20 protein-coding genes are annotated in these 26578 nt (G+C 72.3%); 9 read left to right on the forward strand and 11 right to left on the reverse strand.

The genetic code is table 11. The annotated features are described in order from the left end of the window. Positions 1 to 20 precede the first annotated feature (20 nt). From AC1RSJ_RS07930 to AC1RSJ_RS07940, 3 genes are all read right to left on the reverse strand, one after another. The gene (locus tag AC1RSJ_RS07930; RefSeq protein WP_493117814.1) at positions 21 to 1382 is read right to left on the reverse strand and encodes a CPBP family intramembrane glutamic endopeptidase; all 1362 of its coding nucleotides are present in this window, start codon (positions 1380 to 1382) and stop codon (positions 21 to 23) included. Positions 1383 to 1454: 72 nt separating this feature from the next. Next, entirely contained in the window at positions 1455 to 3089 is a 1635-nt protein-coding gene (locus AC1RSJ_RS07935; protein ID WP_493117815.1) for a fucose isomerase, read from the reverse strand. Positions 3090 to 3174: 85 nt separating this feature from the next. Beyond that, entirely contained in the window at positions 3175 to 4194 is a 1020-nt protein-coding gene (locus AC1RSJ_RS07940) for a LacI family DNA-binding transcriptional regulator (protein WP_493117816.1), read from the reverse strand. A 152-nt stretch (positions 4195 to 4346) separates the two neighbouring features. Between AC1RSJ_RS07940 and AC1RSJ_RS07945 the strand changes: the two genes are divergently transcribed. Further along, positions 4347 to 5447 carry a glycoside hydrolase family 172 protein gene (locus AC1RSJ_RS07945; protein ID WP_493117817.1) on the forward strand — a complete coding sequence of 367 codons (1101 nt, stop codon included), beginning with the start codon at positions 4347 to 4349 and terminating at the stop codon, positions 5445 to 5447. Between the two features lie 128 nt (positions 5448 to 5575). Here AC1RSJ_RS07945 and AC1RSJ_RS07950 read toward each other — a convergent pair whose 3' ends face one another. Next, entirely contained in the window at positions 5576 to 8056 is a 2481-nt protein-coding gene (locus AC1RSJ_RS07950) for a GH116 family glycosyl-hydrolase (RefSeq protein WP_493117818.1), read from the reverse strand. A 208-nt stretch (positions 8057 to 8264) separates the two neighbouring features. Between AC1RSJ_RS07950 and AC1RSJ_RS07955 the strand changes: the two genes are divergently transcribed. Genes AC1RSJ_RS07955 through AC1RSJ_RS07970 form a run of 4 tightly spaced genes read left to right on the forward strand, consistent with a single transcriptional unit; the run spans position 8265 to position 12125 of the window. Next, complete coding sequence (locus AC1RSJ_RS07955; protein ID WP_493117819.1) at positions 8265 to 9578, forward strand: ABC transporter substrate-binding protein; 1314 nt, start codon at positions 8265 to 8267, stop codon at positions 9576 to 9578. Continuing rightward, positions 9575 to 10522: a carbohydrate ABC transporter permease gene (locus AC1RSJ_RS07960; RefSeq protein ID WP_493117820.1), complete on the forward strand. Its 948-nt coding sequence runs from the start codon at positions 9575 to 9577 to the stop codon at positions 10520 to 10522. The genes AC1RSJ_RS07955 and AC1RSJ_RS07960 overlap by 4 nt, the downstream gene beginning before the upstream one ends. Continuing rightward, positions 10504 to 11376: a carbohydrate ABC transporter permease gene (locus tag AC1RSJ_RS07965; protein WP_493117822.1), complete on the forward strand. Its 873-nt coding sequence runs from the start codon at positions 10504 to 10506 to the stop codon at positions 11374 to 11376. Before AC1RSJ_RS07960 ends, AC1RSJ_RS07965 begins: the two co-directional genes overlap by 19 nt. Beyond that, on the forward strand, positions 11373 to 12125 hold the full coding sequence (locus AC1RSJ_RS07970; RefSeq protein WP_493117823.1) for a hypothetical protein: 753 nt from the start codon (positions 11373 to 11375) through the stop codon (positions 12123 to 12125). Before AC1RSJ_RS07965 ends, AC1RSJ_RS07970 begins: the two co-directional genes overlap by 4 nt. A gap of 99 nt (positions 12126 to 12224) precedes the next feature. Here AC1RSJ_RS07970 and AC1RSJ_RS07975 read toward each other — a convergent pair whose 3' ends face one another. The 5 genes from AC1RSJ_RS07975 to AC1RSJ_RS07995 form a co-directional block, all read right to left on the reverse strand. Then, the gene (locus tag AC1RSJ_RS07975) at positions 12225 to 14390 is read right to left on the reverse strand and encodes an ATP-dependent Clp protease ATP-binding subunit (RefSeq protein WP_493117824.1); all 2166 of its coding nucleotides are present in this window, start codon (positions 14388 to 14390) and stop codon (positions 12225 to 12227) included. An 88-nt stretch (positions 14391 to 14478) separates the two neighbouring features. Then, the gene (locus tag AC1RSJ_RS07980) at positions 14479 to 15678 is read right to left on the reverse strand and encodes a hypothetical protein (protein ID WP_493117825.1); all 1200 of its coding nucleotides are present in this window, start codon (positions 15676 to 15678) and stop codon (positions 14479 to 14481) included. Then, positions 15675 to 16610 carry a hypothetical protein gene (locus AC1RSJ_RS07985; RefSeq protein WP_493117826.1) on the reverse strand — a complete coding sequence of 312 codons (936 nt, stop codon included), beginning with the start codon at positions 16608 to 16610 and terminating at the stop codon, positions 15675 to 15677. Before AC1RSJ_RS07985 ends, AC1RSJ_RS07980 begins: the two co-directional genes overlap by 4 nt. A 155-nt stretch (positions 16611 to 16765) precedes the next feature. Continuing rightward, on the reverse strand, positions 16766 to 18136 hold the full coding sequence (locus AC1RSJ_RS07990; RefSeq protein ID WP_493117827.1) for an NtaA/DmoA family FMN-dependent monooxygenase: 1371 nt from the start codon (positions 18134 to 18136) through the stop codon (positions 16766 to 16768). After that, complete coding sequence (locus AC1RSJ_RS07995; RefSeq protein ID WP_493117828.1) at positions 18133 to 19500, reverse strand: acyl-CoA dehydrogenase family protein; 1368 nt, start codon at positions 19498 to 19500, stop codon at positions 18133 to 18135. Before AC1RSJ_RS07995 ends, AC1RSJ_RS07990 begins: the two co-directional genes overlap by 4 nt. A 188-nt stretch (positions 19501 to 19688) precedes the next feature. Between AC1RSJ_RS07995 and AC1RSJ_RS08000 the strand changes: the two genes are divergently transcribed. From AC1RSJ_RS08000 to nikE, 4 genes are read left to right on the forward strand one after another with little or no spacing between them, the layout of a single operon-like run. Then, entirely contained in the window at positions 19689 to 21353 is a 1665-nt protein-coding gene (locus AC1RSJ_RS08000; protein WP_493117829.1) for an ABC transporter substrate-binding protein, read from the forward strand. A gap of 7 nt (positions 21354 to 21360) precedes the next feature. Further along, positions 21361 to 22365: an ABC transporter permease gene (locus AC1RSJ_RS08005; RefSeq protein WP_493117830.1), complete on the forward strand. Its 1005-nt coding sequence runs from the start codon at positions 21361 to 21363 to the stop codon at positions 22363 to 22365. Beyond that, positions 22362 to 23279 (forward strand): ABC transporter permease, encoded by a 918-nt coding sequence (locus AC1RSJ_RS08010; RefSeq protein ID WP_493117831.1) that lies wholly within the window; start codon positions 22362 to 22364, stop codon positions 23277 to 23279. The genes AC1RSJ_RS08005 and AC1RSJ_RS08010 overlap by 4 nt, the downstream gene beginning before the upstream one ends. Beyond that, positions 23272 to 24939 (forward strand): nickel ABC transporter ATP-binding protein NikE, encoded by a 1668-nt coding sequence (gene nikE, locus AC1RSJ_RS08015; protein ID WP_493117832.1) that lies wholly within the window; start codon positions 23272 to 23274, stop codon positions 24937 to 24939. The genes AC1RSJ_RS08010 and nikE overlap by 8 nt, the downstream gene beginning before the upstream one ends. Before the next feature lie 155 nt (positions 24940 to 25094). On the opposite strand, the gene AC1RSJ_RS08020 is transcribed toward nikE, so the two are convergent. Both AC1RSJ_RS08020 and AC1RSJ_RS08025 read right to left on the reverse strand, forming a co-directional pair. Then, positions 25095 to 25538, reverse strand: coding sequence for a heat shock protein transcriptional repressor HspR (locus tag AC1RSJ_RS08020; RefSeq protein WP_493117833.1), 444 nt, complete (start codon positions 25536 to 25538; stop codon positions 25095 to 25097). Positions 25539 to 25543: 5 nt separating this feature from the next. Then, entirely contained in the window at positions 25544 to 26530 is a 987-nt protein-coding gene (locus tag AC1RSJ_RS08025) for a DnaJ C-terminal domain-containing protein (protein ID WP_493117834.1), read from the reverse strand. Between the last annotated feature and the right edge of the window lie 48 nt (positions 26531 to 26578).

Raw genomic sequence — 26578 nt, forward strand, 5'->3', positions numbered from 1 at the left:
CCGGGGTTCGCCGGCGCCCGCTACGGCCGCCCGAGGCCCCTCACCGGCGCCGGGACGAGCGCCGGCGGTCCGAGCCGTCGCACGCGGCGGCGGGCCAGGAACTCCACGGCGACCGCGATGCCGGCGAACACGACGAGCCCGATCAGCGCGATCGGGCTCGCGCTGCCCGCCTGCCGGTCGAACGTGCCGGAGATGTCGCCCCACAGCACGGTCGGCACGAAGATCACCGTGTTGTTGACCGCGTGGATCAGCACGCCCGCCTCCAGCCCGCCGGTGCGCCACGCGATCACGGAGAGCACCAGCCCGAGCGAGAAGTAGAAGGTGTTGAGCCAGATGTCGCCCGCGTTGTGGGCCAGCATGAACAGCGCGCTCGACACGACGGCGCCGACGGCGAAGCCCGCGGCCCGGTTCGGGATCCACGCCGCGACCGAGCGGAGCAGGAAGCCGCGGAACGCGTACTCCTCGCCCGCCGACTGCAGCGGCGTCGTGAGCAGCACGATCGCGAGCAGGATCCAGGCGTCGGGCGACAGCCGGCCGATCGCGGCGCCGCCCTCGAGGATCAGGTCGCCGACGAGGAACAGCACCATGATCGGCACGATGACGAGCGCGGTGAGGCCCATCCAGCGCCAGCGGAACCCGCCCTCGACCGAGCTGAGCCACTTCGGGCGCTGCCGGTAGACGGCCCACTGGATCAGCAGCGCGGCCGGGATGAGCGCCGCGAGCGAGAGGTTGTTGGCCAGGAACAGCGCCGGCGTCAGCGTGACCTTCCCGCCGAGGTAGTCCTCCGGCTGGGTGCGCCCGGTGCCGAGGTCGAAGAACAGGGCCGGCAGGCTGACGACCACGCTGAGCAGCAGGAACGCCGCGGCCATCGCGACGATGCCCACGAGCGGCCGCCACCACCGTAGGCGCGGCGTGCGGAGGAAGTGGAAGTGCGGCGTCGGCTCGACCGGCAGCACCGAGCCGGGTGCGCGGCGGGGCGCGGTCTGCGCGACGGCGGACTCGAGCTCGGCATCGGCCGCGACCCCGGTGACGCCGTAGCCGGCGAGCGCGCCGGGGTCGACCATGCGCTCCGGCGAGACGGCGAGCACGGGCAGCCCGCGCTCGGCGGCGCGGCGCGCGAGCGCGACGATCCATGCGCCCTGCCCGGTCGCGGCGTCGATCCGCTCGGCGCCGAGCACGAGCAGGCCGGCGGTCGGCAGCGCCTCGCGGAGCGCGGCATCGGCGGTCGCCGGCACCCTGACGTCGGAGAGCACGCGCACCTCCGCCGTCGGACGGGCGCGGCGGATGCCCTCCGCCAGCACCTCGACGGACTCCGCCTCGGTGCGGCCGGCGGTCGGCTCGGACGCGACGTAGACGACCAGCGGGCGCAGAGGACGGCTCACGATCCGAGCCTAGGCGCGGCCCCTCCACGAAGGCCGTGGCCGCGCGGGGCGCCGCTCAGAGCTCGTCCGGGCTCAGAGCTCGACGCCGCAGAGGTGCACCTCGACGCCGAGGCGGGCGAACAGCGCGGCCTTCGCGAGCAGGGCGCGGTCCGCGGTGTCGGCATCCGGCGCGTAGGCGACGTTGAGGTGGTTCGCGCGGTGGCGGGCCATGAACTGGTCGCGCGTGACGCCGTGGAGCACGGCGTGCATCATCGGCCACTCGGGGTTCGTCGCCTGCCAGCGCCGCTCGGTCTCCTCGGCCGGCAGCTCGAGCGCGGTCGCCCGCCCGAGGTCGACGTGGAGGCGGCCGTCCATGATGAACACCCGCGACCAGACGACCTCGCCGGGCTTCGAGACGCCCTTGATCGTCGAGCCGCCGGCCGGGAAGAACACCGGGTCCTGCCGCCAGCCGACGGCGCCCGCGTAGCCCTCGGCGAAGTGCGACGGCGGCACGGAGCCGGAGATCTCGAGCACCCAGACGAACTGGCCGTCGTAGTCCTCGCCCCAGCGCACGTCGTGGAGGGTGGTCGCGGGGTCGAGCCCCATCGCCGTCCAGAGCCGGTTCGTCACGAGCGCGTCGACGGCGACGCCCTCGTCCGCCTCGTTGAAGTGCGGGAAGGCCGCGCCCTCGTGCAGCACGCGCGACCCGTCGCGGGAGGTCACCGGCGGCCGGTCGACGTTGTTGAGGATGCCCTCGGCGAGGTCGGACGCCGGAGAGAGATCCTTGAGGCCCTGCTGGTACTGGATGCCGGCGGCGTCGAGCCCGAAGTCGTCGGCGATGCGCAGCACCGCGACGTACATCTTGAACTGCCAGCGCAGCTGCGCCTCCGTCAGCTCCGTCGCCTCGTCCGTGCCGAGCCGGAAGGTCATGCCCTTCGCGCGGATCCAGTCGCCGACGGCGTCGGCCTCGGCATCCGTCACCGTCTGCATCTCCGCCCACAGCGCGCTCTGCGAGAGCCGCTCCTTGTAGATGCCGAGCGGGTTGATCAGCTCGTCGTCGAAGATCGCGTTGTACATGCCCATGCAGCCCTCGTCGAACACGCCGATGATGGCCTTGTCGACGCGCAGCTGATCGGCGAGCGCCTCGCCGAGCGCCCGCTCGTCGGTCTCGGGCAGGGCGCCGAGGTCGCGCACGTGCGACGCGTCGTGGGGGATGGCGCCCGTCTCGATCCAGGTGCGCAGGCCGTCGCGCGCCCAGTCGTCGGCGAAGTCGACGCTCCAGATGGTGGAGTAGTCGCGCCCCATCTTCGTCAGCCCCGCGTTGAGGCCGAGGAGGCCGACGAGTCCCGGCCAGTCCCCCGCGAAGTTCGCGACGGTCAGGATCGGGCCGCGGTGGCTGCGGAGGCCGGCGAGCACGTGGTGGCTGTACTGCCAGACCGCCTCCGCGACGATGAGCGGCGCGTCCTCGGGGATGCCCTTGAAGACCTCGAGCCCCATGCGCTGGCTCGAGATGAAGCCGTGTCCGGTGTCCGGATCGATGCCGTTCGCGCGGCGGACGCTCCAGCCGAGCGCCTCGATCACGCCCACGACGTCGCGCTCCAGCTGCTCCTGCGTCGACCAGCCCGCGCGGTTCGCCGACTCGCGCAGATCGCCGCTCGCGATCAGCCAGGCGGTGCGGGGCTCGGCGGTCGGGCGGGTGGGGGCGGCCGGGACGGCGTACTGGGTCATGCGATCCTCCTCGATCTGCGGCCACTGTGTCAGAAATCGATTTCATGCGCAATCGGGATGCGTCGCGCCGATCCGCCTCGGAGGCTCAGACCGCGTCGGGATCCGGCGCCGCGACGGCGACCGACCCGCGCGGGAGCGCCGGCATCAGGCGGTTGCGCAGCACCACCGTGCGGGCGGGCTGGGCGTCGCCGCCGATCCGCTCGATGAGCATCCGCGCCGCGGTCGTGCCCATCTGGCGCGCGGGCAGCCGGACGACCGTCACCACATCCGGCGACAGCGTCGTGAACGGCAGCCCGCCGACCACTGCGACGCCGAAGCGCGGCGGGGTGAGGTCATGCTCGGTGAGCACCTGCAGGGCGCCGACGCCGAGCATGTTGTTGCCGGCGACCACGGCGTCCGGCGGCTCCGGCAGTGCGAGCAGCTCCTCCATCGTGGAGCGCCCGCCGTCGACCCGGAAGGTCGAGTACCGCAGGTACGCGTCGGCCCCCGCGTCGAGCCCGCGCTCGCGCAGCAGGTCGCGCCAGCCGTCCGCGCGCTCCCGGGCCGTCTCCGTCTCGGACGGGCCGGTGAGGCAGGCGATCCGCCGATAGCCCGCGTCGACCAGCGCGGCCGCGGCATCCCGGCCCGCCGCGCGGTTCGACATGACGACGCCGTCGATGTCGAAGCCCGTGCTGCGGTCGACCGCGACCACCGGGCGGCCGCGCGCGAGCAGCTCGTCGAGCTCGGTCGCGCCGCCCGCCGGGGCGATGATGACGCCCGCCATGTTCTCGCTGATCGCGATGCGGAGGTAGGTCGCCTCCTTGCTCTCCTGGTCGTCGCTGTTGCACAGCACGACCGAGTAGCCGGCCTCCTGCGCGACGTCCTCGACGCCTCGCGCGAGCTCCGTGAAGTAGGGGTTCTCGATATCCGGGATGACGAGCGCGATCACCTCGGAGTTCTGCCGCCGCAGCGTGCGGGCGGTGCGGTTCGGGGTGAAGCCGAGCTCCTCGGCGGCGGCGCGGACGAGCCGCACCTTCGCCTCCGAGACCCGGACCCCGTTGAACACGCGGGAGACCGTCGCGGGGGAGACGCCGGCGCGGGCCGCGACCTCGTAGATCGTCGCCATGTCGCGCGATCCTCCCTCCCGGGCCGGATGCCGCCCGCGCCCCGGCACGCCGTTGCCGAGCCGATCTGGATACCCTACTGTGACGAAATCGGTTTCAGGAATCCGCGCCGACGGCCGTCGCGGAGCGACCGAGGAAGCACGGTGATCCGACGATGACGTTCCCCGATCTGGCCTCAGCCTCGCGTCTGCGGCCGCTGCAGACGCGGTCCATCAGCCCCGAGAACCCCGACGGCGCCGTCGGCGGCGGCGCGAGGGCGACCGAGGGGACGGGGGCCGAGAACGCCCGCGACCTCGGGCCGGGCTGGAAGATCTCGCCGAGCGTCGACGTGAAGGCCGGCGAGACGTTCGAGCTCGCCGCCATCGACGGTCCCGGCCGCATCACCCACCTCTGGATCACGACCCACGTCGACAACTGGCGCACGCTGCTGCTGCGCGCGTACTGGGACGGCGCCGACGAGCCCGCGATCGAGGTGCCGTACGGCGACTTCTTCTGCAACGGCTGGGGCGTCTTCGCCCAGGTCGACTCGCAGCCGATCGCGGCCAACCCGAACGGCGGCTTCAACTCGTACTGGCCGATGCCGTTCCGCCGGAGCGCACGGCTCACGCTCGAGAACGTCTCGCCCGTCGACGTGCGGGTCTACTACCAGGTGACCTACGAAGTCGGCGGCGACTACTCGCAGGACGGCTACCTGCATGCGCAGTGGCGCCGGAGCGCCCCGCTGGAGGACCGCACGCCGCACGTGCTGCTCGACGGCATCGAGGGTGCCGGCCAGTACGTGGGCACGTACCTGGCCTGGGGCGCCAACTCGAACGGCTGGTGGGGCGAGGGCGAGATCAAGTTCTACCTCGACGACGACCGCGAGTTCCCGACCATCTGCGGCACCGGCACCGAGGACTACTTCGGCGGCGCCTGGAACTTCGACGTGCCCGGCGAGGGCTACACCCGCTACTCGACGCCGTACCTCGGCATGCCGCAGGTGATCCGGCCGGACGGGCTCTACGTCAGCCAGCAGCGCTTCGGCATGTACCGCTGGCACCTGCTCGACCCGATCTTCTTCACCACCCGCCTCTCCGTCGACATCCAGGCGCTCGGATGGCGCAGCGGCTTCCGCTACCTGCCCCTGCGCGACGACATCGCCTCGACGTCGCTGTTCTACCTCGACCGCCCGACGGCCCGGCGTCCGAGGACTCCGAGCGCGGACGACCTGGAGGTGCACGCAGGAACGGGCGCGGTGCCGCGATCGGGCGGGTGACGCCTCCGGATCCCTGAGCGACCCGCTGGCTGAGGAGGGCCGCTGGGCCCGTCTCGAAGCCTCAGGCCTGCGAGCGTGAGGCTTCGAGACAGGCCGTGGACGGCCTTCCTCAGCCGGCGGAGCCGCACTCAGCCGGCGGAGCGGGACTCCCCGGCGGCCGCCGACACCGGGCCGAGCGACCGGCCGCGCAGCACCAGGTCGTCGACCTCGACCCGGCCGCCGAGCACCGCGAGCGTCACCGACCCGCCGTCGATCTCGACCCGGCCCCAGCCGGTGCCGGTCGTGAAGATCGCGGTGAGCGGACCTTCCACGGCCGGATCGAACGCGAGCGTGCGCGCCGGGGCGTCGTACTGCACGCCCGTGAGGGCCAGCAGCACGCCCCAGCTCGCCATCGATCTGGCGTAGTGGTTGCCGCACTCGATCTCGTTCCACGGGCTGCGGGCCCAGCCCGTGTGCCGGGCGCGCAGCGTCCGCACGATCGTGAGCGCCTCGTCGACCAGTCCGGCGTAGACCAGCTGCGTCGCGACCTGGTACTCGATGCCGGTCCAGACCTCGTCCGAGTAGATGAACGGGATGCGCGGGCGCCCGCCGTGCGGCCAGCTCGCGAGGAGCAGCCCGCCCTCGTCGTTCAGCGCGTAGGTGCGCTGCGTGCTCTCGTGCAGGGTCAGGTCCGACCGGAAGTTGTACTTGAACACGGAGGCCGCCGAGGCCCTCGCGTGCTCCTCCGGCAGGATCCAGCCGAGGCCGTTCACGTGTGCGTGGAACTGGCCGAGCAGCTGGTCGCTGAGCACGCCGTCGCCGTACTGGTAGCGGTGCTCGTCGAGGTCGCCGATCACCTGCCGGTAGTACTCGCCGGTCCAGAGCTCGGCGTCGACCGCCGCCGCGCCGCGCTCGGCGGCCGCGCGCCAGGCGGCCGCACGGTCCGGCTCCCCGAGATGGTCCGCCATCCGCGCGCCGGCGTGGAGCGCCGCGAGCAGGAACCCGTTCGCGAGCGGCTCGACGCCCCAGAACTCGATGTCGTAGGTGTTGTGCATCTTGCCGTCGAGCACGCCGTCGCCGTCGGAGTCCCACTCGCGCAGGGCGTACTCGATGGTGCGCACCGCCGCCGGCCAGCAGTCCCGCAGGAACGCGTCGTCGCCGCTGAACCGCCACTCGCGGTGCAGCCGCAGCAGCGTGCCGAGCTGGCCGTCGACCGCCGGACCCATCGCCCAGGGCGCGCCGCCGAAGATCGTCGCCGTGCGGAACTTCTGCGCGCCGGCGGCATCCGTCTCGTTCACGAACTCGTTGCGGCGCGCGCTGCGCTCGAGCTCCGGGAACAGCCAGGCGACGCTCTGCGCGTAGCTCCAGACGTGCGTGCAGGTGCCGAAGCAGCTGCCGGCGTGGTCGAACGAGCCCTCCCAGGCGAGGAAGTGCCCCTCCTCGCCGATGCGGAAGCAGGTCGTCGAGCGGAGGGTCGCGAGCGTCGCGCCCGTCGCATCCGCCACGACCGGGTCGAGCGAGCCGCCGTAGAGCGTGTCGACGAAGGTGCGCGTCGCGGCCTCGAGCTCCGGCAGCTCGGCGACGAGCAGCTCGGCCGCATCCCAGGCGTCGGCGAAGCGGGTGGCGTAGTGGTTGCGCACGACCTCGCCGTCGTTCGGCGAGTCGACCCCGATGTTGCCGCTGAACCACGAGCGGTGGCGGTTCGGGAAGCTCCAGGCGAGCACGAACTCGAAGTCGCGCGTCTCGCCGGGGGCGAGCTCGTGCACGATGCCGAGCGACCCCGTGCGGTGCCGCGGCAGGTGGTCGAGCGCCGTGCCGCCCTCGTCGATGCTGAACAGGTCGAGCGACTCGGTGGAGATCGGATGCTCCTCCGGCGCCAGCCGGCCGTCGGCGGTCAGCTCGTTCCAGAAGATCTGGGTGCCGTCCGGCCAGGGGCTCACGACCCAGTGCGGTTTCGCGGTGATCGAGGTGTCCGTCGTCACGAGCGAGAGCGTGCCGTAGCCGAAGTCGTCGTCCGGCAGCTCGGTGCCGAAGTCGAGTCCGCGCAGCCCCGCGGACTCGCGCCACGCGACGGTCTGCCGCGCGCGCAGCTGCCCCGCCCCGGTCTCGCGACCGGCGAGGTGCGTGAGCGAGCCCGCGATGGTCACGTCGACCGGCACGGCGCCGGGGTTGGAGACGCGGTAGCGGAGCACGGCCGCCGGGATGCCGGACGCGTCGGCGTCGAGCGGCACGAGCGGGGTGAACGCCTCCAGCGCCACCTGCACCGGCAGCGTCGAGTCCTGGAAGTCGATGCGCGCCAGCGGGTACTCGCCGCGCAGCTCCGACTCCTCGAGCCGCGGCAGGCCGCCGACCTGCTCCCAGCCGTACCCGGACTCGTACTCGTGGCGGCCCCGCAGGCGCGACTCGAGCACGCGCGTGATCCGGTCGCCGCCCGCAGGCTGCGCGGAGATCGCGAAGAACGTGAACGGGTTGAGCCGCCCCTTGTCCGGCAGATTCTGCAGCTCCCAGTCGCGCAGCTCGCCGCGGGCGCCGAGCGACACGTTGCCGGTGCCGATCCCGCCGAGCGGGAATGCGGCCTGCTGCGCATCGGCGGGGATCGGGTTGGTGCGCTCGAAGGGCGCGTTCGTCATGGAGACCTCCTCGTCGTGACCAGCTTTGCAGGAATCGATTTCAGGTGCAATGTGCCGGATTTCCGCGATCTGACTCCTGTATCCGTGCCGAACGGCGCCGACCCCCGTTGACACTGCGTCCGGACGCGCCTAACTTTCTTGGAATCGGTTTCAGATTGTCCGGCCGACCCCTGCACCCCGAACCGCAACGATGCGAAAGGCGCTCTCCATGGCTCCCACCCGGCCCGTGTCCTCGTCCGTGCCCACCCTCACCCGGCGCAGCCTGCTCCAGTTCGGCACCGCCGGACTCGCGCTCGGCGCGCTCGCGGCCTGCTCGAGCCCGGGCGGCGGCAGCGGCGGCTCCAAGCTCACCTTCGTGTTCTACGGCAACGCCACCGGCCAGAAGGCGGTCGCCGCGCAGTACGCCGGCTTCGTCAAGGAGAACCCGGAGATCGACTTCGTGCCGCAGGGCATCCCCGCGAAGAGCTGGGCCGAGTTCGCGAACACCGTCTCGACCCGCATCGCCGGCGGCTCCGCCCCCGACGTCATCGACATCGCGACGGAGGGCCTCGGCATCTTCCGCTCGAAGAAGCTCGTCACGCCCCTCGACTCCTACATCGCCAAGAGCAAGGACGCGATCGACGAGTACTACGCCGACATCGACCCGACCTACAAGGCGTTCTCCGACCGCTACGGCAACCCGGGCGACACCACGTTCTACATGCCCGGCGGCTTCAACACGGTCTGCTTCTACGCCAACACGGAGGTGTTCGCGAAGGCGGGCGCCGAGCTGCCCGGCACCGACGACTGGACCTGGGACGACTTCCGCGACGCGGCCGAGAAGGTCAAGAAGCAGGGCGCCTACATCCTGCCGTTCGGCTCGTCGCAGTTCGTCGACATCATGCCGTGGCTGTTCTCGAACGGCGCCAGCACCTTCGACGAGGACTGGAAGAAGGTCACGATCAACACGGATGCCGCCATCGAGGCGGTCGAGTTCTGCAAGGAGATGATCGACCGCGGCTACTCGCCGAAGCCGGGCGGCACGTTCGATGCGCCGACCCAGCTCGCCAAGGGCACGCTCGCCATGATGGGCGGCGGCCGCTGGGTCACGCTCGACATGCTGCGGCTGAAGATCGTCGACAAGGTGCAGATCATCAAGACCGCGAAGAAGGTCAAGAACGGCACCCCGATCGGATGGGACACCTACCCGATCCTGTCGTCGTCGAAGGTGAAGGACGACGCGTGGAAGTTCGTCGAGTACATGACGACGAAGCAGGCGGCCATCGACTTCGCGAAGGTCGGCGGCGGCAACATCCCGGCCCGGCAGTCCGTCGCGCTCGACGACGTGTTCCTGAACGGCGCGCCGAAGGGCACCGAGCTGCTCTACCAGGCGGCCTCCTACGCGACCGCGATCCCCTCGCCCGATCGCGGTGCCGAGATCGCGAACGCGGTGGAGGAGACCTGGCTGCGCATCCTCACGGGCAGCGTGAAGGCCGGGCCCGGATTCGCGGCGCTCGAAGACAAGCTGAACGGGCTGCTGTGACCGCGGACACCGCGCTCGCGATCCCCAGCACCATCCGCGGCTCCCGGGGCGACGCGCCCCGGGGCCGCGGCCCGCGACAGCCGGGCTGGGTCGGCTACCTGTTCATCTCGCCGGCGCTGCTGCTGTTCCTGCTCTTCGTCGCCATCCCGTTCATCGCCGCGATGGCGCTCGCGTTCTTCAAGTGGGACCTGCTGACACCCGCCGAGCCGGTCGGATTCGACAACTTCGTGCGGCTGTTCACTGACCCCCTGCTGCTGCAGGTGCTCGGCACGACCTTCGCCTTCGCGTTCGCGTCGGTCGTGACGCATCTCGCCGGCGCGCTGCTCCTGGCGATCGCGGTGAACCGCGCGCTGAACAGGGTGCTGAACTACTTCGTCCGCGCCACGATCTTCTTCCCGTTCCTCATCTCCTGGGCCGCCGTCTCACTGCTCTGGAAGTACGTGCTCGACCCCGGCTTCGGCTACCTGGCGTACTACGCGAACGGCGCCGGCATCACCCTGCCGAACTGGTTCACCGAGCCGGGCTGGTCGCTCGTCGCCATCATCGGCATCGACTGGTGGCACACGATCGGCTACACGTTCATCATCGTGCTGGCCGGCCTGCAGACCGTGCCGAAGGAGCTGCTGGAGGCGGCGCGCACCGACGGCGCCACCGGGCCGCAGGTGTTCTGGAACGTCACACTGCCGCTCATGTCGCCGACGCTGTTCTTCGCGACCGTGATCACGTTCATCGGCGCGTTCCAGATCTTCGACCCGATGCAGATCATCACCGGCGGCGGGCCGGACGACTCGACCATGTCGATCGTCATGTACCTCTACCGCACCGGCTTCCAGAACTTCGACGTCGGCTACGCCTCGGCGATCGCGCTGCTGGTCTTCGTGGTCATCATGGGCGTGACGGTGCTGCAGTTCTGGGGATCGCGGCGATGGGTGCACCAGTCGTGAGCGCCTCCGGCATCCGCTCCCGTCCGCGCGTCCGGCTCCGGCCCGGCCGCGTGCTGCTCTCGCTCGTGCTGTTCGTCGTCGGCGCGCTCATGGTGGCGCCCCTCGTCTGGCTGGTCGCGCAGAGCCTCACCGAGAACATCTCCGCGTTCGCGCTGCCGCCGTCATTCGTGCCGGTGCCGTTCTCGCTGCAGAACTTCCAGGACCTGTTCGACCTGATCCCGATCGGGCGGATGGCGCTGAACAGCCTCATCGTCGCGTGCATCGCCACCGGCGGGTCGCTGCTGACGAGCATCCTCGCCGCGTACGGGTTCTCGCGCATCCGGTTCCGCGGCCGGGAGCCGATCTTCGTCGCGCTGCTCGCCGCCCTCATGGTGCCGGGGCAGCTGACCGTCATCCCGGTGTTCATCATCATGCGCAACCTCGGCCTGGTCGACACGCTGACCGCGCTCTGGCTGCCCGCGCTCGTGAACGTGTTCGCGATCTTCTTCCTGCGGCAGTACTTCAACACGATCCCGCGCGACCTCGACGAGGCGGCGCGGATCGACGGCGCCGGACACGGCTGGATCCTGTTCCGCATGCTCGTGCCGCTCTCCAGCCCGGCGATCGCGGCGCTGATCATCCTCGGGTTCCAGGCGTCGTGGAACGACTACTTCAACCCGCTGATCTTCATCAGCTCGCAGGACAACATGACGCTGCCGCTCGGCCTCGTCACCCTGTCGGCGAACCAGGGCGGCGGGCCGGCGACGGTCGTGTTCGCGGGCATCACGCTCGTCGTGCTGCCGGTGCTCGTGATCTTCCTGGTGTTCCAGCGCGCGTTCGTGGAGTCGATCGCGTCGAGCGGGATCCGCGGATGAGCGCGGTTCCGGCCGGCCGGGTCGGCGCGATCCCGGTCGGCACGTCCGCGGCGGATGCCGGCGTGGCGGACGACCCGGCAGACGGCGGAGCGGGGCTGCTGCTGCGCCGGCTCTGGGACGCGCTGCCGGCGCTCACGCTCGCCGGCGCGCTCGCGGACGCGGGGATGCTGGCGCTGCTCGCGCTCGGCGCGGTGCTCGGACCGGTCGTGCTGCCGGTGGCCGCCCTCGCCGCGGCGCCCCTGCTCGCCGCGATCATCGCGGTGGCCACGGATGCGCTTGCGGGCCGGGAGCCGACGGTCGGCGCCGGCATCCGGATGCTGCCCCGCGCGGCCCGCGCCGGCTGGGCCGCGCTCTGGCCCGCCGCGGTCGCCGCGGAGCTCGCGCTCGCCGGAATCGTCGCGGTCGCGGCCGGGGCACCGGCGGGGATGCTCGTCTCCGTGGCCGTCGCGGGCGCCGCGACCGTGCTGCTCCTGCTCGGAGGTCTCGCTGTGCTGGGCCTCCGGATCGAGCTGCCGGCGTCAGCGCCGCGTGGGGTGCAGGGGCTCGCGACCGGACTGCATCTGGTCGCGCGGCGTCCGCTCGGCTTCGTCGCGGCGATCGCCGTGGTGGTCGTCGTCGGGATCGCCGGCGCCGAGGTGTCGCGCGGGCTGCTGCTGCTGCTGCCGGTGCCGCTCGCGGTCGTGCTGGCGCTCGCGACCTGGTCGGCCGCCCGCCCGCTCGGCTGGGCGCCGGCGGACGCCGATGGCTGAGGAAGGCCGTCTGCGGCCTGTCTCGAAGCCTCACGATTGCAGACCTGAGGCTTGGAGACGGCGCTAACGCGCCTCCTCAGCCAATCGGGTTCGCGACCGTCACTCGACCGGGATGGTCTCCATCCGCGTCACCACGAGGTCGTCGCCCGTCACGTCCACATCCACGCGCACGGTGTCGCCGTCGGCGATCTCGCCGCCGATGAGCGCCTTCGCGAGGCGGTCGTCGATCTCGTGCTGCATGAGACGGCGCAGCGGCCGGGCGCCGTAGATCGGGTCGTAGCCGCGCTCCGCCAGCCAGCCGCGGGCGCTCGGCGTAACCGCGAGGTTGAGCCGCCGCTGCGACAGCCGCCGCTCCAGCCGGTCGACGTACAGCGACACGATCTGCCCGAGGTCCTCGCTCGTCAGCGGCGAGAACACGACGATGTCGTCGAGCCGGTTCACGAACTCCGGCTTGAACGAGCGCTGCACGAGCTCGTCGACCGCGGCCTTCTTCTCGTCCCAGCTCATCGACTGGTCGACGAGGAACTGGCTGCCGAGGTTCGAGGTGAGGATGAGGATCGTGTTGCGGAAGTCGACCGTGCGGCCCTGGCCGTCGGTGAGCCGCCCGTCGTCGAGCACCTGCAGCAGCAGGTCGAAGACCTCCGGATGCGCCTTCTCGACCTCGTCGAGCAGCACGACCGAGTAGGGACGCCGGCGCACGAGCTCGGTGAGCTGCCCGCCCTGCTCGTAGCCGATGTAGCCGGGAGGGGCGCCGACGAGCCGCGAGACGGCGAACTTCTCGCCGTACTCCGACATGTCGATGCGCACGAGCGCCTTCTCGTCGTCGAACAGGTACTCGGCGAGCGCCTTCGCGAGCTCCGTCTTCCCGACGCCGGTCGGGCCGAGGAACAGGAACGACCCGGTGGGCCGGTCGGGATCGGAGATGCCGGCCCGCGTGCGGCGCACCGCCTCCGAGACCGCGCGCACGGCATCCTTCTGGCCGATCAGCCGCTTGCCGAGCTCCTGCTCGAGGTGCAGCAGCTTCTCCGTCTCGCCCTGCTTCAGCTTCGCGACCGGGATGCCGGTCCAGGCGGCGACGACCGCGGCGATGTCCTCGTCCGTCACCTGGTCGCTGACCATGCGCGGGCCGGACTGCTCCTGCTTCTCGGCCTCCTCGAGCCGCCGCTCGATCTCGGGGATGATCTCGTAGTTGAGCTGCGAGGCGTGCTGGTAGCGCTGCTCGCGCATGGCGCGGTCGAGGTCGATGCGCGCCTCGTTGAGCTTCGCCTTGAGGTCGCCGACGCTGTGCAGCGACTGCTTCTCGGCGGCCCAGCGCTGCTCGAGGGCGTCGAGCTCCTCCTTTCGGGCACCGAGCTCCTCGCGGAGCTTCTCGAGCCGCGCCTTCGACGCGGCGTCCTTCTCGCGCTTGAGGGCGAGCTCCTCGATGTGCATGCGGTCGACGGCGCGCTTGAGCTCGTCGATCTCCACCGGTGACGAGTCGATCTCCATCTTCAGCCGGCTGGCGGCCTCGTCGATGAGGTCGATCGCCTTGTCGGGCAGCTGGCGGGCCGTGATGTACCGGCTGGAGAGGGAGGCCGCGGCGACGAGCGCGCTGTCGGCGATCGTGACCTTGTGGTGCGCCTCGTAGCGCTCCTTGAGCCCGCGGAGGATGGCGACGGTGTCCTCGACGCTCGGCTCGCCGACGTAGACCTGCTGGAAGCGGCGCTCGAGCGCCGCGTCCTTCTCGATGTACTCGCGGTACTCGTTCAGCGTCGTGGCGCCGATGAGCCGCAGCTCGCCGCGCGCGAGCATCGGCTTGAGCATGTTCGCCGCGGCCACCGATCCCTCGCCGCCGCCGGCGCCCATCAGCGTGTGCAGCTCGTCGATGAACGTGATGATCTGGCCGTCGGAGTCGTTGATCTCCTTGAGCACGGCCTTGAGCCGCTCCTCGAACTCGCCGCGGTACTTCGCGCCGGCGACGAGGGCGGCCAGGTCGAGCGAGACGAGCTGCTTGTCCTTCAGCGAGTCGGCGACGTCGCCCGCGACGATGCGCTGCGCGAGCCCCTCCACCACGGCGGTCTTGCCGACGCCGGGCTCGCCGATGAGCACCGGGTTGTTCTTCGTGCGCCGGGTCAGCACCTGCGAGATGCGGCGGATCTCCGCGTCGCGTCCGATCACCGGATCGAGCTTGCCGCTGCGGGCCACCGCGGTCAGGTCGATCCCGTACTGCTCCAGGGCGGTCTTGGCGTCCTCCTGGCTGGAGGGCGCCCCCTGCATGTTCGCCACTGTTCCTCCGTGTCACGACGAGACTTGAGCGTCTCGCACTCAAGTCTATCCGGCGTCGGGCCGCGTGCTGCCGGGGTCCCGCTCGCCGTCAGCGAACGGCCGAGTCGCCCCAGGCCGGTCCGGCATCCGCGGGCGAGGGGATCGGCACGGGCTCGCCGCCCGCCCGGAACGCGAACGCCATGAGCCGCCAGCCGAGCAGCCCCGAGCCGACGGCGATGACGACGCCCGCGATCACGGTCGCGATCGCGGCTCCCGCACCCCACGCGAACAGCGCGCCGAAGAAGTCGCCGAGGCTGTCGAGGTCGGACGGCGTGAGCGAGTTCGCATGGATCCCCACCGCCGTCGAGGCGACGCCGGTGATCACCGAGAAGGCGATCGTGTCGAGCACGATCGAGATCACCGCGGCGATGAGCAGCCCGAGCCAGGTGACGGGCCACGGGCGCGGGTGGCCGGACGCGCCGACCACCACCCGGCTGAGCAGGATGCCGAGCACCCAGATCACGAGGCCGCCGCCGGCCACGCCGAGGATGATCGGCACGAGCGCGTCGCGGATGCTCTGCCAGGAGCCGACCACGTCGCCGCCCGCACCGCTCGCGGCGCCGGTGAAGGCCTGATCGAACAGCGCGAGCGTGCCGCCGGCGACGACCGCGGCGACCATGGCCCACCAGCCGATCGAGATGACCGGGAACAGCAGCACGCCGGCGAGCGTCGCCGCCGCCTTCTGCTTGCCCGGCAGGGGCGGCTTCGCAGGCCGCGGTGCCGCGATCGGTGCCACGTACGCGCCGGGCGCGACGAAGCCGGCCTGCTGCGGCTGGTACTGCGGCTGCTGGTACTGGGGCTGGCCGTACTGCTGCTGGCCGTACTGCTGCGGGGCGGTCTGGGCGTACGGCTGCTGCTGCGGGGCGTGCTGGGCCGGCCCGGGCTGGACCGGCTGGCCGTAGGGCTGGACCGGCTGCTGTCCGTAGGGCTGCTGCGGCTGCTGCGGCCACGGCTGCTGCTGGCCGTACGGCTGCGTGTACTGCTGCTGGCCGTACTGCTGGGGCTGCTGGCCGTAGCCGGGCGAGGGCTGTCCGGGCACCGGTGCTGCCGGCGCGGCGGGGAACCCGGCCCCGGCGGGAGCGGCGGCCGCGGGCGCCGACGGCGCTGCGGCCGGCGCTGCGGGCGCCGACTGGTCCGCGGGCGCCGACTGATCCGCCGGCGTCGGCGGGTCCGCCGACTCGGCCGGCGGCTGCTGTCCCCAGCTGCGCGGCTGCTCGTCCTCCGGCTGCGGCGCGGTGGGATCGCTCACGGGCGGGCTCCTCGATCCTCGGCGGGCGGGGTCGGGTCGGTCGGCGGGACGGGGCGGGCGGGTCCCGCGGCGTCCGTCGGGGGGGCATGCCGCTGTGCGGCGTCCCGCTCCGCGGCGTCCCGCTCGGCGGCGTCCCGCTCCGCATCCGCCCGCTCGTGGCGCTCGCGCTCCTCGCGCTCGGCCTCGGCGTGCTCGCGCGCGGCGACCTCAGCCTCGTCCTGGTGCCGGTCGGTATCGCTCGCGAGCCGCTTGCGGTCGGCCTCGAGGCGCTTCTCGTCGCGGGCGTCCTTCGCGGCGATCTGCTGCACGGTCGGGCGGAGGGCGTGCGCCATCCAGCTCCACGCGATCCAGCCGATCACGATCACGAGCGCGAGGCCGATCACGCCGAACACCGCGCCGGCGTCGAGCAGCGGCTGCAGCGCCTGACGCACCTTCGCGACGCTGCCGGTGGCGAGGTCGCGGGTCGCCTTCGCGATGATCACCTGCGACACGATCGAGGCGATGACGGCGAGGATCGCGCCGAGGATCAGCGACATGACGATGGCGACGCCGAGCCCCGCCCACGTGATCGCCCAGGGCCGATGATGGCCTCCGCGACGGAGGATGCCGCGGCTCACGAACAGGGCCAGCACCCAGAGCACGGCGCCGACGACGCCCATCACGATGAGCGGCGCGGTGCCGATGTTCACAGCATCCGAGAGCCGTCGCACGACCCGGCCGACGGCCTCGCTGTCGCTCGACGAGCCGGACGACCGGATCGCCTGCGCGAGGAAGGTCACGATCGTCGTGAGCCCGAGGGCGATGACGATGAGCCCCCAGCCGATGCTGTGCAGCAGGAAGCCGAGCACGCCGGCGAGCGCCGCGGTCGCGCGACGGCCTCCGCTGAGCTTCGGCTTGACGGTCGCCCCGGCGGGCACGGTCTCGGCGGTCATGGGTGCTCCCTCGTCGGGCGGTCGTTCCGACCCCGATTCTGGCGGCTCGCGCACCCGCCCGCACCTTTCTCAGGAGATCCGCCCGGATCGGGGCACCCCGCGGCGCGCGCGGCCCGCTCGTCCTGACTCGCGCGCGGCCGCCGCGCCGGCGGGCCCTAGAGGTTCGCGCCGCCGTGGAAGCGGCGGGCGGGATGCGCCTCGGGCAGGTGCGCGGACTCGCCGAACAGCCGCTCGCGGAACGTGCGCCGCGGAGCGTCGGCGGCCTCCGCCTCCGGCAGCCGCCCGCGCCGGCGGAGCACCGGCGTGACCAGCTCCGCGAAGTCGCGGGCCGTGTCGAACGAGTGGTACTGCCGCAGGTTGATGCCGTCGAGGTCGTCCTCGTCGAGCCAGCGCTCGATGTCGTCGGCGACCGTCTCGGGCGTGCCGATCGACACGAACACGTGCTTCCACGCCTCGTCGACCACGTCGGAGTACTGCTCCAGCGTCAGGCCGGCGATGAACGGCGCGACCGTGTCGGCGGGCTTGCCCTCCGCGGCGAGCGCCTCGGCGACGGTGATCCCCTGCGGGTGCCGGGTCGGGTCGAACGCGGTGCTGCTGTGGATGTAGCGGCCGACCTCGCTGCGGAACGAACGGTACAGGTCGTACTTCGCCTGCGCCGCCTCCTGGGTCTCCGCGACGAACACGGCGGCCTGCGTCAGCACCTTGATGTCCTCGGCGCGGCGGCCGTTCTCGACGGCGGCCCGGCGGATGGCGGCCACGGTGTCGCCGATCCGCTGGCCGCGCGATCCGGTGAACACGACCTCGGCGTGCTTCCCGGCGACGGCGATGCCCTCCGGCGAGGCGGTCGCCTGGAAGATGACCGGCGTGCGCTGCGGGCTCGGCTCGGAGAGGTGCGGTCCCGCGACCCGGAAGTGGTCGCCGACGTGGTCGATGCGGCGCACCTTCGCCGGGTCGCTGTAGACGCCGTTCTCGGCGTCGCGCAGCACGGCGTCGTCGTCCCACGAGCCCTCCCACAGCTTGTAGAGCACTTCGAGGTACTCCTCCGCGCGGGCGTAGCGCTCCTCCTTCGGGATCTCGTCGTCGAGCCCGAAGTTGCGGGCGGCGTTCGGCAGGTACGACGTCACGACGTTCCAGCCGACGCGGCCGCGCGTGAGGTGGTCGAGCGTGCTGACCCGGCGCGCGAACGCGAACGGCGGCTCGTAGCTCGTCGAGAACGTGAAGCCGAAGCCGAGCCGCTTCGTGACCGCGGCCATCGCCGGGATGACGAGGGCCGGGTCGTTGCTGGGGATCTGGAGTCCCTCGCGCAGCGCGTCGTCGAAGCCGCTGCGGTACACGTCGTAGGCGCCGATGACGTCGGCGAGGAACACCGCGTCGAAGCCGCCCTCCTCGAGGATGACGGCGAGCTCCTGCCAGAACTCGATGTCGGTGTAGCGGTGCCGGTTGTTGCCGGGCAGCCGCCACAGCCCGTGGCTGATGTGCGTGGGCGTGTTCATCTCGAACAGGTTGAGGATGAGGCGCTTGCTCATCGGACGGTCTCCTCGGTGTCGGTCGGCACGGTGTCGGTCGGACCGGATGCCGGCGCCGCGGGAGCCTGGGTCCGGCCCCAGCCCGTCCAGGTGCCGTTGAGCTCCCACTCGCCGATCTGCCGAGCCCGCTGGCGCGCGGGGTTGTGGGTGAACAGGGTGCGCGCGTTGCGCCAGTGCCGGTCGAGCGCGATGCCGCGCGAGGTGGCGCTGGCGCCGCCCACCTCGAACAGCTCGGTGGCCGCGTCGAGCACGAGCGGCGGCAGGATCTGCTGCACGCGGTACACGTCGAGTGCGACGGCGCGGAGCAGCGCGACGCGCTCGGCGTCGCGCTCCGGGTCGCCGACCGTCGGATCGGCGATGAGCTCCTGCACGCGGTCGCGGGCGGCGTCGAGGTCGCGGGCGGCCGACAGCACGAGGCGGCGGGCCGCATCCGCCGCGGAGCTGACCCGGCCGACGACGGTCTGGGTCAGCGGGTCGTCCGCCGGCCGCGCCTCGCCGGCGAAGCCGAAGATGCGGCGCCGCGGACGCACGAACGCGACCGTGTCGTCGACCGCCGCGCGGCCGATGCCCGCGATCACCGCGAGCAGCACGAGCTGGTAGACGCCGCTGACGTACTCGCCCTCGCCGTCGCGCGCCTCGCGGGTCGGGAACAGGTCCTGCTCGCGCACCGGCGCCCGGTCGAAGGTCGTGGTGCCGCTGCCGGTGAGCGGCTGGCCGAAGCCGTCCCAGTCGTCGACGGAGACGACGCCCTCGTGGCTGGCGTCGACCACGAGCTGGGTCTCCTCGCCGTCGAGCCGCGCGGAGAGCAGGATCCAGTCCGAGTAGATGCTCCCGGTCGTGTAGTACTTCACGCCGCTGAGGCGCAGGCCCTCCGGCGTCCGCTCGACGACGGACGCGAGGTCGGCGGTCGTCGTGATCTCCGACTGCGCGTTGCCGACGAGGATGCGCGCGGCGAGCCGGGCGTCCCACTCGTCGACGTAGTCGCTCGGCGGCGCGATGCGGAGCAGCTCGACGAAGCCGACGTGGCCGCGGAACAGGTGCGCCAGGTTCGGGTCGACGGCGGCGATGCGCACCAGCCGCTCGAACAGGTCGAGCAGCGACCCGCCGAGACCGCCGGCCGCCTCCGGCACGCGCAGCACGCCGAAGCCCGCGGCGACGAGATCGCGCACCGGGCCGTGCAGCAGCTCGCGGTCGCGCTCGCGGCGGGCCGTCGTGCCCGCGAGGTCCGCCAGCACGGCGTCGATCGCGGCGTCGAGCTCCGGGAACGCGCGGGAGTACGGATGCGCAGGCGCCGTGGCGACGTCCGGGGAGACGGTCGCGGAGGCGGCAGGCACGGTGGGCACGGAGGCAGGCGAGTCGGGCATGGCCCTCCGACGCTAGGGAGGGGTGCGCGGCCGTGTCACCCGCGCCGACGCATTTCGCAATGCGCCGTCACACTCCGCAAGACGGCGTCGCCGAGGTGGCGTGGGACGCCCGACCCCGCCAGGCTGGCGCCTCACCGCGGTCCGCTCGGCGCCGCGCTCCCGCACACCGTCGCGAAAGGCGTTGCAGCATGCCCTCCTCCCCGCTCGACTCGGTCGCCGCCCGGGCGCTCAGTCGCCGCAGCTTCCTCACCCTCTCCGGGATCGGCGCGGGAACCGCCGCGCTGCTGCTCGCGGGCTGCGCACCGCAGGGCGCCTCCGGCTCGGCCGGCGGCAGCGGCACGAGCGTGCTGACGTTCGTCGACCCCGAGATCCCGACCTCCGCGCAGGTGCAGGAGAGCGGCACCTGGCAGACCCGCGGCCTCGTGCAGAACCTCACCGACCGCCTCCTCAACCGCAACCCGGAGACGCTCGAGCTCGAGCCGTGGATCGCGGAGAGCTGGACGCGCAGCGCCGACGGCCTCGACTACGCCTTCGTCATCCGCGACGGCGTCACCTACAGCGACGGCACCGCGCTCGACGCGGCCAGCGTGAAGAAGAACCTCGAGTGGCAGGTCTCCGGCGACCCGGACAACGGCGTCTCCGCGAACGCGCAGTTCCCCCGGGCGATCGCCGTCACCACCGACCCGGCGACCCGCACCGTGAAGGTGCACCTCGATGCCCCGTACGCCCCGTTCCTCGACGTGCTCACCTCGTGGAGCGCCGGGCTCGTCGCCGATGCCACGATCGACGCGAAGCACGACGAGCAGGTCGACTACACGAATCTCATCGGCTCGGGGCCGTTCGCCTCCGTCTCCGCCGACTACGCCCGCAAGTACGTGTTCGAGCGCCGCGACGACTACGCGTGGGGCCCGGCGAGCGCGAAGGCGAAGGGCCGCGCGCAGATCGCGCAGCTGATCTGGATCCCCACCGAGGACGACGCCGTGCGGCTCGGATCGCTGGAGTCCGGCCAGGCGCAGGCGCTGCGCTACGTCGAGCCGCACGAGGAGACGAAGCTCGCCAAGGAGGGCTACGACGTCATCGCGCGCACCGGCGTCGGCCTGTCGAACCAGTGGTTCCTCCGACTCACGACGAAGCCGCTCGACGACATCGAGGTGCGCCGGGCGCTGTTCCGCGCCATCGACCGCGACACCATCCTCAAGGAGATCTACACCGACAACTGGTCGGCCGCGACGAGCGTGCTCGCGCCGAAGACGTTCGGCTACACGGACGTGTCGGATGCCTTCTCCTACGACCCGGACCAGGCCGAGCAGCACCTCACGGCCGCCGGCTGGACCGGCACCGACTCCGCCGGCTACCGCACCAAGGGCGGCACCCGGCTGCACCTGCTCACCTACATCGACGTCTACGACACCACCGCGAACGCGCTGTTCCAGAACATCCAGGCGCAGTTCAAGCAGGTCGGCATCGAGCTGAAGCTGAAGACGCTCGACTACGCGAGCTACTGGACGAAGGCCTTCGGCGACCCCGAGGTCGGCTTCCTCCGGGTCGGCTGGCCGCATCCCGACCCGACCGTGGGCCTCCGCGAGTACTACAGCACCGACGGCTCCGACCTGCTCGGGCTCAAGGGCTCCGACGCGAAGCTGCAGCAGCTGCTCGACGCCCAGCTGGTGGCGGTCGACGAGGAGGAGCGCCGCTCGCTGCTCGAGCAGACGCAGCGGCACCTCGTGGTCGACCAGGCCTACGTGCTGCCGATCCTCGACGACAGCCAGGTGTTCATCACCCGGCCGGGCACGACCGGGCTGCAGCTGACCGACGGCGCGCTGCCGCTGTTCTCGACCGTGACCGTCGCCTGAGGTCGCCGTGCTGTCGCCCTGGTACGTGGTGCGGCGCCTGCTCCAGGCCGCCGTCGTCATGCTCATCGTCTACGCGCTGACGTTCTTCGCCCTGTTCGTGCTGCCCGGCGACGCGATCGAGAACAAGATCGCGAACCCGGTGAACCCGCTGCCGGAGTCGACCGCCGACGGCCTGCGCCGCTACTACCAGCTCGACCAGCCGATCGCCGTGCAGTTCCTGCTCTACCTGGGACGGCTGCTGCACGGCGATCTCGGCTACTCGCTGAGCAACGGCCGCAGCGTCGCCGAGCTCATCGGGCAGGCGCTCGGGCAGACGCTGACCCTGGCCGGGCTCGCCCTGCTCTTCACGATCGTGCTGTCGTTCGCCATCGCGCTGCTCGCGACCTCGGCGCCCTGGAAGCCGCTGCGCGAGCTCGCCAGGGCCGTGCCGGTGCTCTCGATCTCGACGCCGAGCTTCCTCGTCGGCTACCTGCTCATCGTCGTGTTCTCGTTCCGGCTCGGCTGGGTGTCGTCGATCGTCGATCAGGGCTTCGTCTCGCTGATCCTGCCGGCGATCACGCTCGCGTTCGCGTCGAGCGGGGCGCTGAGCCAGGTGCTCACCGAGGGCCTCACGAACGCCTGGCGGCAGCCGTTCGTCACCGTGCTGACGGCGAAGGGGGTGTCGCCGACCGGCATCCTGTTCCGCCACGTGCTGAAGAACGGCGCCATCCCGTCGATCACGCTGCTCGCCCTCATCGTCGGCGACCTGCTCGCCGGCGCCGTCATCGTCGAGACGGTGTTCAACCGCACCGGGCTCGGCTACTTCACCTACACGAGCGTGCGCGACCAGGACACCCCGACGATCGAGGCCATCGTGCTCATCGTCTCGGCCACCTACCTGACCGTGAACCTGCTCACCGACCTGGCCTACACGGCGCTCGACCCGCGGATCCGACTCGAGCGTTCCGCCCGTCCGCGCCGCGCCGCCGGTCGCGCCGCACGCCGCACCGTCCGCGAGGAGGTCTCCGCATGAGCGCGACATCCGCCCTGATCCCCGGCGGCTCGTCCGCCCACCCGGCCTCGGAGGCGCCACCCCTCGGCGCGGACGAGAGCGGGGGCCCGCGCGCCGCCGCCCGCCGCCTGCTGCGCCGGGTCGGGGTGCTCGACGGCATCGCGGCGGCGATCGTGCTGCTGCTCGTCGTCGCGCTCGTCGCCCCCGGGCTGCTCACGCCCTACGGCCCGCTCGCCGGCGATGCGGCGCGCATCCTCCAGGCGCCGAGCGCGGCGCACGGGCTCGGCACCGACTACCTCGGCCGCGACCTCTGGGCGCGGATCGTGTGGGGCACGCGGCAGACGCTGCTCGGCTCGGCCATCGCGGTGCTCGTCGGCCTCGGCGTCGGCACGCTGCTCGGCACGATCGCGGCGACCGTCGGCGGTGTGGTCGACGCGGTCATCAGCCGGGTCGTCGACGCGCTGCTGTCGATCCCGGGCCTGCTGCTCGCGATGGTCGTCGTCGTGTCGCTCGGCTTCGGCACGGTGAACGCGGCGATCGCGGTCGGCATCTCCTCGGTCGCCACGTTCGCTCGCGTCATGCGCTCCGAGGTGCTGACGATCCGCGGCCTCCCGTTCGTGGAGGCGAGCGCCCACCTCGGCGGGCGCCCCGCCTACGTGCTGCGGCGCCACATCCTGCCGAACTCGTTCACGGCGGTGCTCGCACTCGCGTCGCTGCAGTTCGGCACCGCGATCCTGTGGATCTCGGCGCTGAGCTTCCTCGGGTACGGCGCCCCGCCGCCCGATCCGGAATGGGGCCTCCTCGTCTCGGAGGGGCGGCAGTACGTGACCTCGTCGTCGTGGCTCGTGCTGTTCCCGAGCCTCGCCATCGCCGTGACCGTCTGGTCGATCAACCGCCTGAGCACCACCGCCCGCCGAGGACGCCGTCATGCCTGAGCCCGCCGTCCAGCCCGAGCCCCTCCTCGCCGTGCGGGACCTCGCGGTCGCGTACGGACCGTCGCGCCGCGAGGCCGTCGACGTCGTGCACGGCGTGGACTTCGAGCTGCTCCGCGGCGAGACGCTCGCGCTCGTCGGGCAGTCCGGCTCCGGCAAGAGCACGATCGCTCGGGCGGTGTCGGGGCTGCTGCCCGAGGGCGGCCGGATCACCCGCGGCGAGGTCGTGCTCGACGGCCGCGCCGTGACCCGGCTGCGGCCGCGCGAGTGGCGACCGCTCCGCGGTCGGACGGTCGGCTGGATCCCGCAGGACCCGCTGAGCTCGCTCGACCCCCTGCAGCCGGTCGGCGCGCAGCTCATCGAGGCCATCCGCGTCGGGCGGGAGCGCCGCACCCGCGAGTCCGCGCGCCATCGCGCCGCCGAGCTGCTCGAGCGGGTCGGGATCGCGGACCCCGGCGCGCGCCTCCGCTCCTACCCGCACGAGCTCTCGGGCGGGCAGCTGCAGCGCGTGCTCATCGCCATGTCGATCGCGGCGGATCCGGCGTTCCTCATCGCCGACGAGCCGACGAGCGCGCTCGACGTCACGGTGCAGAAGCGCATCCTCGACCTGCTCGACGAACTGCGCCGCGAGCGCGGGCTCGGCGTGCTGTTCATCACGCACGACCTGGCGCTCGCCTCCGAGCGCAGCGATCACGTGGCGGTGCTGCGCGACGGCGTGCTGCTCGAGAACCGCCCGGTCGAGCACGTCATCGCCGAGCCGGCGCACGAGTACACCGTGCAGCTGTTCTCTGACGTGCCGGCGGCCGCGCCGCAGCGCTACGCCCACCTCCGCGCGGTCGACGCGGACGAGGCCGGCACCGTCGTGCGGGTGCACGAGCTCGGCAAGACCTTCCCGGCCCGCGGCTCGGCCGGCACAGCCGTCACCGCCCTCGACAGCGTGTCGCTCGACGTGACGGAGGGGTCGGTCCACGCGATCGTGGGCGAGTCCGGGTCCGGCAAGACGACGCTCGCGCGGATCGTCGCGGGACTCACCTCGTACGACACCGGCGCGGTCACCGTGCTGGGACGCCAGCTGCCGACGACCCCCGAGCGCTGGAACCGCCGGGCCGCGGAGCTGCAGCTCGTCTACCAGAACCCGCTCGCCGCGGTCGATCCGCGCTTCGGCGTCGATCGGATCATCGCCGAGCCGCTCCTGGTCGCCGCCGGCGAGCGCCCGGACCGCCGCGAGCGGGAGGCGCGGGTGCGGGAGGCGCTCGACGCCGTCGCCCTGTCGCCGTCGCTGCTGCGCAAGACCGCCCTCGAGCTCTCCGGCGGGCAGCGGCAGCGCGTCGCGCTCGCCCGCGCGCTGGTCGTCGCGCCCCGGGTGCTCGTGCTCGACGAGCCGACGTCGGCGCTCGACGTGACCGTGCAGTCGCAGATCGTGGAGCTGCTCTTCGCCCTGCGCCGCGAGCACGGGCTGACCTACGTGTTCATCTCGCACGACCTCGGGCTCGTGGAGCAGATCGCCGACCACGTGTCGGTGCTGCAGCACGGGCGGCTGGTCGAGACGGGGGCCGCGCGCGACCTGTTCGCCGACCCGCAGCACGACTACACGCAGCGGCTGCTCGAGGCGGTGCCGGGGCGCGGCATCTTCGGCCGTGCCGAAGCGAGCGCTGCCGGCTGAGGAGGCAGCCGGACTCCGGCGGCTGAGGAGTCAGCCGGACTCCGGCGGCTGAGCAGGCCCGAGGAACGAGGGCCGTATCGAAGCCCCGCGACTGCAGGCATCGGGCTTCGGTACGCGCGCCAGCGCGCGCTGCTCAGCCATCGGAGTGGAGGGGGTCAGCGGGGGCCGAACGGCCTCCACACCACGACCGCGTTCGACTTCTTCACCCGGGTGCCGGCGCGCAGGCTCACCACGTCGCCCGACTCCCCCGCGGCGAACACGCGGCGGCCGGGGCGCGCGAGCAGCTCGTCGGCGAGCGCCGACTCCAGCTCGCGCACCCGGGCGCGCAGCTCCGCGTTGCTGTTCTCGAGCTCGAGGATGCGGCGGATGCCCTCGAGGTTGAGCCCCTCGGCGCTGAGCCGCGCGATCTCGCGCAGCTGCACGACGTCGCGCATCGAGTAGCGCCGCGACTGCCCGGCCGTGCGGCGCGGGCTGACGAGCCCGAGCCGGTCGTACTGCCGGAGCGTCTGCGGGTGCATGCCTGCCAGCTCGGCCGCGACGGCGATCGCCAGCACGGGCGAGTCCTCGTCGAACGGCGGCTGGGGCATGCGGTCCTGCATCCGGATCAGCTCCCCGCCTTCGCGAGCAGGTCGTCGCGCGGGTTCTCGGCCGGCAGCGCGGCCACCAGCTCCTCGAGCTTCGCGCGCGCGTCGTCGCTCAGCGTCGCCGGCACCGTGATCTGCACCGTGGCGAGCAGGTCGCCGGTGCCCTTCGCGGTCGCCACACCGCGCCCCTTGACGCGCAGCACCCGTCCGCTCGGCGTGCCCGGCGCGACGCGGAGCCGCACCGGCGCCCCGCCGAGCGTCGGCACCTCGATCGTGGCGCCGAGGGCGGCCTCCGCGAACGTGACGGGCACGTCGACGCGGAGGTTGAGGCCGTCGCGCTCGAACACCGGATGCTTGCGCACCGTGACGGTGATCACCAGGTCGCCGGACTCGCCGCCGTCGGGGCTGGACTCGCCCTTGCCCTTGAGGCGGATCTTCTGGCCGTCGGCGACGCCCGCGGGGATCTTCACCTTCGTGCCGCCGCGGCCGCCGGTCTGCAGCGTGACGGTCTCGCCCGCGATGGCGGTCGCGAAGTCGAGCTCCGTGCTCGCGCTCACGTCGCGCCCGCGGGTCGGTCCGCCGTAGCCGCGGAAGCCGCCGGAGGGCTGGAAGCCCGCGCCGCTGTTGCCGAACAGGCCGCCGAACACGTCGTTGAAGTCGGAGGAGGAGTACTGGGCACGGCCGCCGCGGCCGCCCTGCCCGAACATCCCGCCGAAGACGTCCTCGAACCCGCCCGGGCCGCCGGCGCCGCCGGAGGTGAAGCGGGCGCCCGATCCCATCGCGCGGATCTGGTCGTACTCGGTGCGCTGCTGCTTGTCGGAGAGCACCGTGTAGGCCTCGCTGATCTCCTTGAACCGCGCCTCCGCCGATGCGTCGCCGGGGTTGGAGTCGGGGTGGAACTGGCGCGCCAGCTTGCGGTAGATCTTCTTGATCTCCGCCTCGGTCGCATCCTTCTTCACACCGAGCACGGCGTAGAAGTCCTTGTCGAACCAGTCCTGACTGGCCATCTCTCACCTCCTCCTGAGTTCAGGATGCGGCATCGCCGGATGCCGCGG

The organism is Schumannella sp. GW821-FHT10F01, from assembly GCF_058809295.1.